At 68.6% G+C, this 10,786-nt stretch carries 9 protein-coding genes; 7 read left to right on the top strand and 2 right to left on the bottom strand.

Annotated features, from left to right (window positions below):
• Positions 1-180 precede the first annotated feature (180 nt).
• On the bottom strand, positions 181-834 hold the full coding sequence (locus ABGA94_RS09665; protein ID WP_005417012.1) for a response regulator transcription factor: 654 nt from the start codon (positions 832-834) through the stop codon (positions 181-183).
• The gene (locus ABGA94_RS09660) at positions 827-3,856 is read right to left on the bottom strand and encodes a sensor histidine kinase (RefSeq protein WP_095377131.1); all 3,030 of its coding nucleotides are present in this window, start codon (positions 3,854-3,856) and stop codon (positions 827-829) included. Before ABGA94_RS09660 ends, ABGA94_RS09665 begins: the two co-directional genes overlap by 8 nt.
• A gap of 96 nt (positions 3,857-3,952) precedes the next feature.
• Between ABGA94_RS09660 and ABGA94_RS09655 the strand changes: the two genes are divergently transcribed.
• From ABGA94_RS09655 to ABGA94_RS09625, 7 genes are all read left to right on the top strand, one after another.
• A complete protein-coding gene (locus ABGA94_RS09655) occupies positions 3,953-4,285 on the top strand; it encodes a hypothetical protein (protein WP_005417009.1) in 333 nt (110 codons plus the stop codon).
• A gap of 50 nt (positions 4,286-4,335) precedes the next feature.
• Positions 4,336-4,779 carry a helix-turn-helix transcriptional regulator gene (locus tag ABGA94_RS09650; RefSeq protein WP_050562701.1) on the top strand — a complete coding sequence of 148 codons (444 nt, stop codon included), beginning with the start codon at positions 4,336-4,338 and terminating at the stop codon, positions 4,777-4,779.
• The gene (locus tag ABGA94_RS09645) at positions 4,776-5,432 is read left to right on the top strand and encodes a hydrolase (protein WP_375367139.1); all 657 of its coding nucleotides are present in this window, start codon (positions 4,776-4,778) and stop codon (positions 5,430-5,432) included. Before ABGA94_RS09650 ends, ABGA94_RS09645 begins: the two co-directional genes overlap by 4 nt.
• Before the next feature lie 2 nt (positions 5,433-5,434).
• Positions 5,435-5,860, top strand: a complete 426-nt coding sequence (locus ABGA94_RS09640) for a DoxX family protein (RefSeq protein WP_065185735.1) — start codon at positions 5,435-5,437, stop codon at positions 5,858-5,860.
• A gap of 119 nt (positions 5,861-5,979) precedes the next feature.
• Positions 5,980-7,827, top strand: a complete 1,848-nt coding sequence (locus ABGA94_RS09635) for an amidohydrolase (RefSeq protein ID WP_181453487.1) — start codon at positions 5,980-5,982, stop codon at positions 7,825-7,827.
• Positions 7,806-9,089 (top strand): alginate export family protein, encoded by a 1,284-nt coding sequence (locus ABGA94_RS09630; protein ID WP_375367137.1) that lies wholly within the window; start codon positions 7,806-7,808, stop codon positions 9,087-9,089. Before ABGA94_RS09635 ends, ABGA94_RS09630 begins: the two co-directional genes overlap by 22 nt.
• On the top strand, positions 9,083-10,732 hold the full coding sequence (locus ABGA94_RS09625) for an MFS transporter (protein WP_065196125.1): 1,650 nt from the start codon (positions 9,083-9,085) through the stop codon (positions 10,730-10,732). Before ABGA94_RS09630 ends, ABGA94_RS09625 begins: the two co-directional genes overlap by 7 nt.
• Positions 10,733-10,786: the final 54 nt, after the last annotated feature.

The following is a 10,786-nucleotide window of genomic DNA, read 5'->3' as shown; positions in this document are numbered from 1 at the left end:
GGGGTGTCAGCCGCATGGATGCGGCTGCCAAGCTTACAGGGACGTACTTGCAGCGTCCCCGCACTCCGACACCGCCGCGCCATCCCACGGAGAGCGCGCTTTTGATTTTGCTGTTGAAGTTGCCGGCCAGCGGCCGGCACTACCGCGGGTGCAGGGCTGCAAGCCCTGCCGAGCAACCCCCTAATCGTGACCGCTGTCGTCCAGGCTGATGATGCCGCGCCGCAGCGCCTGGGTTACCGCATGCGTGCGATCACCCACGCCGAGCTTGTCCATCAGGCTCTTCATGTGCGCCTTCACCGTCTGCTCGGAAATCTGCATGCGCTCGCCGATGCGCTTGTTCGACAGCCCTCCGGCCACGTGCCGCAGTACCTCGGTCTCGCGCGGCGACAAGCGATCTTCCACTACATGCGCGGCGATGCTGGCCGCCACGGCCGGGGGAATCGGTGCGCGCCGGCCGCCGGCGACCATGCGGATGGTGTCGACCAGTTCATGGCGCAGCATGTCCTTCAGCAGGTACGCGCTGGCGCCGGCCTGCAGCGCCCGCACCGCACGTACGTCACCACGGTAGGTGGTCAGCACGATGATGCGCGCGCGCGGATCCATCGCGCGGATCCGCACGATGGCTTCCACACCATCCAGGCGTGGCATCTGCAGGTCCATCAGTACCACGTCTGGCTGCAGCTGCTGATAGCGCGCGATGGCTTCCTCGCCATCGGCGGCCTCGCCGAGCAGGCGCAGGTCGGAATGGGCGCCCAGCAGCGCAGCCAGGCCGTCACGCAGCAACGGGTGATCATCGACCACCAGTACGCCGATCGGGGTAGGGGATTCAGTCATGGCTCGTTCTGCTCCAGGGCCAGCGCCAACGCGATGGGCGGCGGTGATACAGGCGACGGGCGGGAACCGCCAGCGCGACCTCGGTGCCCAGCCCGGGGCGGGTCCACAGCTGCAGTTCCGCGCCGAGGCGCTGGGCGCGCTCACGCATGCCCTGCAGGCCCCAATGGCCATGGCCGGCGTTCTCGTCGGCAATGCCGGCGCCGTCGTCGCGCACGTGCAGCAGGAAGCAACGCGTGCCATAGGACAGTTCCACTTCAATGGCACTGGCATTGGCATGGCGCAACGCATTGCGGATGGCCTCGCGCCCGATCAGGAACACCTCTTCGGCCGCGTCGGCCTGCAGCGGTGGCGTCGCGCCTTCCACGGTCAGGCGCAGGGGATTGATGCCATGCCCGGCGTATTCGGCGTGCACGTCGGCCAGCGCCGAAGCGAGGTCGCGGCCCGCGAACGGCGCCTCGCGCAGCGCATTGACCCGCTCGCGACCCTCGGCCAGGTTGCGCTCGGCCAGCTGCATCGCTGACTCAAGCTGGCTGCGCACCGGCTCTGGTGTCTGCGCTGACTGGCTGATCGCGTGCAGGCGCAGGATCAGGCCCTGGCTACCCTGCAGCAGGGTGTCGTGCAGGTCGCGCGCGATGCGTTCGCGCTCGCCGTTGCGTTCCTGCAGTCGGGCGCGGAACAGTGCGGCCAGCTGCCCGCTGCGGATGCGTACCGCCAGCACCAGCAGTGCAAGCACGGCGGCGGTGCACAGCAGCTTGAACCACACGGTCTGCATGAAGGTGGGAGCGATGCGGAAGCTGCGGCTGGCCGGTGCGGTGCTCCAGATGCCGTCCTCGTTGGCGGCTTCCACCTCGAACCGGTAGCTGCCGGGCGCGAGGTTGGTGTAATACGCACGTGTGCTGCTGCCAGCGTCCTGCCAACCATCATCCACGCCCGACAGGCGGTAGCGGTATCGGTTGCGCTCCGGACGTGCCAACGACAGCGCCACGTAATCGATCTGCAGCTGGCTGGTGCCGGCCGGGAGACGCAGGCCATCGCGTAGCGGCGCGTGCTCGCTGCCATACAGCACCTCGCCGATACGCACGCTGGGAGCCATCGTATTGACGTGCGAGCGGGTGGTGTCCAGCCAGGCCAGGCCCTGGTTGGTGGCCAGCCACAGCAGGCCGTCGTCGGCCAGGGCGGCGGTGGAGATCGGTCCGCTCTGCAGGGCGATGCCGGGCATGCCGTCGATGGCATCGAACAGGCGTGGCGTCACTGGCAGACCGGTGCGCAGGGCACGGCGCAGCAACCCGCTTTCCATCCGTACCAGGCCACGGCTGCCGTTTAGCCACAGGTGCCCATTGGCATCGGCGACCATGCCGGTGATGCCCTCCAGGACACCGGCCATGTCGGTGTGCACCGGAACGAACCGGCCGTTGCCCAGCCGTGCCGCCAGCCCCGCTTCGCCGGCGACCAGCAGAAGGTCCCGGTGGTGCAGCATCGCGGTGATCGGCCCTACCGACAGGCCGTTCCCGGCGTCGAAGGTCTCGGTGCCATTCGCACCCAGGCGGCGCAGGCGGCCATCGGCATAGCCGAGCAGCAGCTGGCCATCGGCATCCAGCGCCAGCGATGAGCAGGCCTGCTCTGGCAGGCGGATTTCACGTTGCCACTGGTCATGCTGGTAGTGCAGCACCCCGCGTTCTCCGGCGCAGACCCAGGCCTGTCCGTCATCGGGGAACAACAGGGCATGCAGCGGCTGCCCGGTGAACGGCGCCGGCAGCGGGATCAATGTGGTGTGGCCGGCGACCGTGCGCGCGAGGTTGACCCAGTCGAACTGCCAGATCGGCGTGGGTGCCTGCCGAGCGGCGGCCTGCAGCTGCGTGGCGCTGCCATCGAGCAGGGGGCGCCGCAGGTCGTAGGGCTTGAGGTCTTCGCCATAGCCATACACGCGCCCATCGCTGGCCCGTACCAGCGAGCGGTAGGGATCGCTCGGGCCGACCACCAGGGCGTGCACGCTGCGTGCGCGGAAGCGGTTGAGGCCGAGATTGGTGCCGACCCAGAGATTGCCTTCGCGATCGACGATGATCGGCACTGCCGATGTGGCAGTCAGTCCTTGCGGCGAATCGAAGCGTTCCATTCGCACGGCCCGGGTGCCGTCGAAGGTGATGCGGGCGACGCCGCCGTGCGGGCTCATCGTGGCCCACAGCGCGCCATCGGCAGTGAACTGCAGGCGCGCAGCAACCAGTTCCGGCAACCGCCGCGCCTCACGTTCGCTGTCTGCCAGCAGACCCTGCGCGTTGGCCAGCGGCGAGGTGCCGCGCACCCGGTCGGCCAGCCACACTTCACCCTGCGGGCTTTCGGCCAGCGTCGCCATCTGCGAGACCGCGATGCCGGTGTCCTCGAACGCGGTCTGGCCCGCCGCACGCATCCAGATCTTCAGGTCGGCCAGCACCCAGAACCTGCCCCGGCTGTCGTGCAGCACCCACTGCACACGGCGCTCTGGCAGGCCGGCAGCGGCCGGCAGTGGCTGCCAGCGATGTCCGTCAAAGCGGCGCAGCCCGCCATTGATCGCCGCCCAGAGCTGCCCCTGGCGATCCTGGCTGAAGCGTGGGACCACGCCGACCGGCACCCCCTGCTCGCGGCCGTAGCTGCGCAGCTGCCCATGCGTGAACTGGCTGATGCCGGCCTGGAAGTAGCCGATCCACAGCGCACCGCCGGCGGCATGCGCCAGCGTGACCATGTTGGTGGACGGGAACTGGCTGCCGGCGGGCGCCGCCTGCCGTTCGAAGCGACGGCCATCGAAGCGGTACAGGCCCGAGCCGGTAGCCAGCCACAACAGGCCCTCACGGTCCTGGGCAATGTCCCAGATATCGCCCGGCGCGCCCTGGCCGACACGCCAGGCGGTGTGTTCGTAATCGGGCAGCCCGCCGCTCACCGGCGGGCGCTGCACGGCAAAGGCGGGCAGGGAGGTCAACAGCAGCAGGCACGTCAGCAGCGTCGGCAGGCGACGCACGGACGGGAAGGGGCGGCCACGCATGGCGCGCATTCTGGCAGGTGTGGGGCAGTCCGGGGTGACCCGAACGGGGTAGGCGGCGTGCGCCGGCGTCGGCTATCACGCCGGCATGCCCTCCGGAGCCCCGCCATGCAGCGCCTGTTCGTGATGTTCCCCGACCGCGGTCCGGGCATCGGCCTGCTGTGGTTGCGGTTGTGCCTGTCCGCTGCGCTGTTCACGCCCGGCATGCAGGCGGGCGGGTGGTCGGCGTTGTGCCTGCTGGCAGTGCTGATGCTCGTGCTGGGTGCGTTGACGCCGCTGGCGGCGCTGATGGCGGCCGTGGGCATGTTCGCGCAGCAGGCTCCGTGGCCGCAGGCGGTGCTGCCATTGGCGCTGTTGATGCTGGGCCCTGGCGCCTATTCATTGGATGCGCGGTTGTTCGGGCGCCGCCTGCTCGGCCGTCGGCCTCCCCCATTCGGGTAGGTGCTGGCCTCGACCGACGGGGGTGGGGCATCACGCAGGGGTCACGCACCATGGGGCACCCCTTCGCGGCGTCCCGCATGGCCACCCTCTTCCCGCCTGATCCGCCCGCCGCTTCACTGGCACCGCAACAGGCCGCCGCGTTGCAGCGCGCCCTGCGCTATGTCGATGAGCATCTGTCGCAGCCGCTGCGGGTGACCGAGCTGGCGGCGGCCGCCTGCGTCAGCCGCTTCCATCTGGTACGCCTGTTCCGCGCCGGTACCGGCGCCAGCCCGCTGCGCTATGTCCGCCGCCGTCGCATCGAGCGCGCGCGCCAGCTGCTGCCGGGCGCGCAGCTGCCGATGGCCTGCCTGGCCCAGCAGCTGGGCTTCTTCGACCAGAGCCATTTCGTCCGCAGCTTCCGCGCGGAGACCGGCTGCAGCCCCGGCCAGTACGTTGCCGGCGATGCCGCCCTGTTGCATCCCCTTGATCGTGTTTCCAACGGAGTCCACCCATGAGCCTTGCCACCGCCACTCCCGCCCCGGCGCTGCTGTCGCCGACCGACCACGCCCTGGTGCTGATCGACTTCCAGTCGCAGATGGCGTTCGCCACCCACACCATCGACATTTCCGCGCTGCGCAACAACGTGTCGCTGATCGGCAAGGGCGCCAAGGGCTTCAATGTACCGGTCGTGCTGACCACAGTCGCCGAAGCATCGTTCTCCGGGCCGATGTTCCCGGAACTGCCGCAGATCTTTCCGGGCCAGACGGTGTTCGATCGCACTTCGATGAACACCTGGGAAGACCAGCCTGTGATCGATGAGATCAACCGCACCGGCAAGCGCCGTCTGGTCATCGCCGGCCTGTGGACCAGCGTCTGCATCGTCGGCCCGGCACTGTCGGCGCTGGCGCAGGGCTTTGAGGTGTATGTGATCACCGATGCCTGTGGCGATGTCAGCGAGGAAGCGCACGAGCGTGCGATCACCCGCATGGTGCAGGCCGGCGCGGTGCCGATGACCAGCGTGCAGTACCTGCTCGAACTGCAGCGCGACTGGGCACGGGGTGAAACCTACGACCTGACCACCGGCATTGCGCGCGATCACGCTGGCGGCTACGGCATCGGCATCCAGTACGCCAAGCGGATGTTCGGTGCGCAGGAAGGCGGGCACTGAGCATGGTTGCCGGCCATGGCCTCGACCTGGCCCTGCTGATGCTGCGCGTGGCGGCAGGAGGCTTCCTGCTGCCGCACGCGCTGGGCAAGCTGTTCGGCTGGTTCGGGGGGCCGGGGCTTTCCGGCTTCGCCACCGAGCTGCGCGGTTTCGGGCTGCCGGCAGTGGCACCGTTGCCATTGCTGTTGGCCTTGCTGCAGGTGTTGTCCGGGCTGGCCGTGCTGCTGGGGTGGCAGACCCGCATCGCCGCGCTTGCGGCGGCTGCCTTCATCGGCTTCACCGTGCTGTTGGCCCTGCCCAAGGGCTGGTTCTGGATGCGCGGCGGCAGTGAGTACCCGTTGATGTGGACCACGGTGCTGCTGGCCCTCGCGCTGGCCGGCCCCGGCGCCTGGGCGCTGGACGGCCAACGCCTTCCGGGAGAATTCGCATGAGTCACGATCCCCTCGATCACGGCCGCCGCAACGTGGTGCTGGCCAGCGGCGCCGCTGTTGCGCTCGGTCTGGCAGGTCGTGCCGGTGCCGCACTCGATTCCACTTCCAAGGAACGTCGCATGAGCACGCTGGTCATCCGCAATGCCCGCATTACCACCCTCGACCCGCAGCAGCCGCATGCGCAGGCGCTGGCTGTACAGGAAGGCCGCATCGTCGCCGTCGGCAGCGACGAGGAGATCATGCGCGGCTGGGGCAATGAAGCGACCTTGATCGACGCCCAGGGCCGGCGCCTGCTGCCCGGCCTCAACGACAGCCACACCCACCTGATCCGTGGTGGCCTGAACTACAACCTGGAGCTGCGCTGGGACGGCCTGCGTTCGCTGGGCGATGCCCTGGACACGCTGAAGGTCCAGGTAGACCGTACTCCCGCGCCGCAGTGGGTCCGCGTGGTCGGTGGCTTTACCGCCGCGCAGTTCAACGAGAAGCGCCTGCCGACGCTGCAGGAGCTCAACGACATCGCACCGGATACGCCGGTGTTCCTGCTGCACCTGTATGACCGCGCACTGCTCAACCGCGCCGCGCTGCGCGCCTGCGGCTACAGCAAGGACACACCGGATCCGCCGGGTGGCCAGATCGTGCGCGATTCGCTGGGCAACCCGACCGGGCTGCTGCTGGCCAAGCCCAACGCGCTGATCCTCTACGCCACGCTGGCCAAGGGCCCGCGCCTGCCGATCGAATACCAGGCCAACTCGACGCGCCACTTCATGCGCGAACTGAACCGGCTTGGCATCACCTCGGTGATCGACGCCGGCGGTGGCTTCCAGAACTACCCCGAGGACTACCAGGTCATCGAGCAGCTGCATCGCGATGACCAGCTGACGGTGCGCATCGCCTACAACCTGTTCACCCAGAACAAGGGCAGGGAAGTGGATGACTTCCGTGGCTGGAGCGAGATCCTGCAGCCGCGCCAGGGCGATGACCTGCTGCGCCACAACGGCGCGGGCGAGATGCTGGTGTTCTCCGCCGCCGACTTCGAACTGTTCAACGAGCCGCGCCCGGAACTGCCGCCGGAGCTGGAGCCCGAACTGCACGACGTGGTGAAGCTGCTGGTCGAGAAGCGCTGGCCGTTCCGCATCCACGCCACCTACGACGAGAGCATCACCCGCATCCTGGATGTATACGAACAGGTCAACCGCGAGGTGCCATTCGATGGCCTGCACTGGTTCATCGACCACGCCGAGACCATCACTCCGCGCAATATCGAGCGCATCCGCGCGCTGGGTGGGGGTATCGCCGTGCAGCACCGCATGGCCTACCAGGGCGAAGCCTTCGTCGAGCGCTACGGCGTGCAGGCGGCACGGCACACGCCGCCGGTCAAGCGCATGTTGGCCGAGGGCGTGCCGGTGGGCGCAGGCACCGACGCCACCCGCGTGGCCAGCTACAACCCGTGGGTGGCGTTGTCCTGGCTGGTGACCGGGCGCACCGTGGGCGGGTTGGCCCTGTATGGCGAGGAAAACCTGCTCGAACGCGAGCAGGCGCTGCGCCTGTGGACCCAGGGCAGCGCCTGGTTCTCCGGCGACGAAGCAGTGAAGGGGACATTGAAGGTTGGTCAGCTGGCCGACTTCATCCTGCTCTCGGCCGATTTCTTCCGCGTCGACGACGCGCAGATCGCTGACATCACCAGCATGCTGACCGTGGTCGGCGGGCGCATCGTGCACGCCGATGGCGATTATGCTGGGCTGGCGCCGCAGCTGCCGCCGGCGATGCCGGACTGGTCGCCGGTCAACCGGTTCGGTGGTTACCACGTTGGTGGTGCCGCCACCGGATTGGCCGCTGCCCATCGCCACCATCACGGTGTGGCCTGCAGTACGCATGGTGCTCACGGTCATGCCGCGCATCACCCGGCGCCGACCGATGACCTGGCCGGGTTCTGGGGCGCGATGGGATGCTCGTGCTTCGCGTTCTGAGCCTGGCGCTGCTGTCCGTGCCCTCGCTGGCGCTGGCCTGCGAGGGCGGCCGCTGCAGCGACGCGGGCAACGGCGAGCTGCAGCTGGACGCATCGCTGCGCCTGCGTGGCCTGCACTACGACCCGACCCGGTTCGGTATCGGCGGCAGCGAAGATGGCTATGGCCTGCTGCGCGCACTGGCTTCGGCCACCTATGTGGAGGACACCTGGCAGGCAAAACTGCAGCTGGGCGTGCATGCCGAGAATGGCAAGGCAGGCGGCCCGGGCCGCACCGACCGTGGTGCCTTGGACGTGCAGCAGGCGTACTGGCGCTGGCAGCGCGGTGGCTTCCATGTGCAGCTCGGCCGGCAGGAAGCCGGCTATGGCAGCTCGCGGCTGTTGTCGGTACGCGATGGGCCGAACATCCGCCTGGCCTTCGATGGTGCGCGCCTGGGCTGGAAGGGGCGGCTCGGCACGCTTGACCTGATGGCCCTGCGGCCGGTCGAGAACCGGCCGGGTGCCTTTGATGATCGCAGCGAACACGGTGCGCACCTGTGGGGTGCCTATGCCACCGCGGCACGCGGGCAGGGCGTGGGACAGTGGGATCTGTACCTGCTGGACTATCGTCGCGACGGTGCGCGCTTTGCGGCGGGCTCGGGAACCGAGCGCCGGCAGACACTCGGTGCGCGCTGGTTCGGCCAGTCAGGTCCGCTGGACTGGAACAGTGAGCTGGTGGCGCAGGGTGGTGAACTGCGTGCCGCCACCGGCCCACTCGACGTCCGTGCCTGGACGCTGGCGACCGACACGGGCTGGCGCTGGAGGGAGCGGCCACTGCAACCGCGGCTGGGGCTGAAGGCCGACATCGCCAGTGGCGATGGCAACCTGCACGACCGGCGACTGGGCACCTTCAATGCACTGTTCCCGAAATCGGCCTACTTCAGCGAGGCCAGCCTGCTGGCCCCGGCCAATCTGATGGACCTGCAGCCGACCCTGACCCTGCGCCTGCACGACGCGGTGACGACGGAACTGGGCGTACAGATGGCCTGGAAGCATCGTCGTGCCGATGCGGTCTACACCACGCCGGCGCCGCTGGTGGCGTTGCCGGGCAGCGCCGGTGGCGCGCGCCGCATCGGCACCCAGTACAAATCCGAAACCCGCTGGCAGGCCAGCGAACACTGGCAATGGCAGCTGCAGCTGGCCTGGGTCGACGCCGGTCCTGCACTGAAGCAGGCTGGAGGCCAGGACACGCTGTTCGCCTCGATCGTTGGAGCATGGCAATGGTGAACGCAACCGCGTCGCAACCCCCCGTACAGGACGCAGGTGCCTGGTCCCCGCTGAAGATCCAGATGTTCCGTTCGATCTGGCTGGCAATCCTGGCCAGCAACATCGGCACCTGGGTCAATGATGTGGCCGCCGCCTGGGTGATGGCCGAGCGCACCGGTTCGCCGCTGATGGTGGCCCTGGTGCAGTCGGCCACCACGGTGCCGATCGTGCTGCTGGCGCTCGCTGCCGGCACCCTGGCCGACATTGTCGATCGTCGGAAGTACCTGTTGGCGACCCAGGGCTGGATGCTGCTGGTGGCCGCAGCGATGGCTGCGTTGACCGCGATGGACCTGCTGACCCCGCAGTTGCTGGTGCTGCTGACCTTCTGCATGGGCTGCGGTGCGGCGATGGCAATGCCCGCGCAGGCCGCCATCGTCTCCGAACTGGTGCCACAGCCGATGCTGGCCTCGGCGGTGGCGCTGAACTCGATCGGCATCAATATCGCCCGTTCGATCGGCCCGGCCATCGGCGGCGTGATCGTCGCCCAGCTGGGTGCGGTCTGGGCGTTCGGCTTCAATGCCATCACCTTCGCCGCGATGCTGTTCGTGGTGTGGGGCTGGAAGCGCGACCCAAAGCAGTCGAGCTTGCCGCCGGAAGGCTTCGGTGCCGGATTGAAAGCGGGCCTGCGCTACGCGAGCCGTGCCGGACGGCTGCAGGCGGTGCTGATCAAGTCGGTCGGCTTCTTCTTCTTCGCCGCGGCAATGAACGCGCTGTTGCCGGTGGTAGTGCGTGGGCAGATGCAGGGTGGGGCGGGGCAGTACGGCATGCTGCTGGGCTGCATCGGCATCGGCGCGGTGGGTGGTGCGTTGCTGCTGCCGAAGCTGCGCGCACGGATGGATCGCGACCTGCTGGTGCTGCTGGCGACGTTGTCGCTGGCCCTGAGCCTGGTCGGGCTGGCGCTGACCCGCAGCTGGTACGTGCTTCCGGCGGTGATGCTGGTCAATGGTTTTGCGTGGATCACCGTGCTGTCGTCGCTGCAGATCGCTGCGCAGACTGCGGTTCCGGCATGGGTACGTGCGCGTGCGCTGGCGCTGTACATCATGGTGTTCTCTGCCGGCATGGCCGCCGGCGGCCTGAGCTGGGGCGCGCTCGCTCAGCGCACCTCGCCCGAACTGGCATTGCTGGTGGCAGCGGCCGGTGCGGTGATCGGTGGGTTGCTGGTGTGGCGCGTGCGCATCGCCGGCACCGAAGACCTGAACCTGCGCCCGGCCGGGCACTGGCCGGCACCCGAGCTGTCGGTGCCGGTGTCGAACGATCGAGGCCCGGTGCTGGTCACCATCGAGTACCGCATCGATGATGCTGATCGTGCCACGTTCCAGGCGCAGATGCGCGCGCTGGGCACGATCCGCCGCCGCGATGGCGCCGTGGTCTGGGGCGTGGTCGAGGACGTGGCCAGCCCGGGCATCCACCTGGAGTATTTCGTGACCCCGTCGTGGCTGGAGCACCTGCGCCAGCATGAGCGCATCACCGCCGACGACAAGGCGATCCAGGAAGTGCTGCGGGAACTGCATCGCGGTGAGCGCGCACCGGTGGTACGCCACTTCGTGGGTGGCCATGATCCGCTGCCGAAGACCGGGGTACCACACCATCACAGCGATATCTGACACAAAAAGGGGACGGAGGGGATTAAGTCGTTTGTGCACAAACGACTTAATCCC

The sequence above is a fragment of the Stenotrophomonas sp. 3diitr2024 genome (assembly GCF_042136455.1).
In the GTDB taxonomy this organism is placed as follows: Bacteria; Pseudomonadota; Gammaproteobacteria; order Xanthomonadales; family Xanthomonadaceae; genus Stenotrophomonas; species Stenotrophomonas sepilia.
The sequence above is the reverse complement of the archived record's forward strand: the minus strand, read 5'-3'. Positions and strand labels throughout refer to the sequence as shown.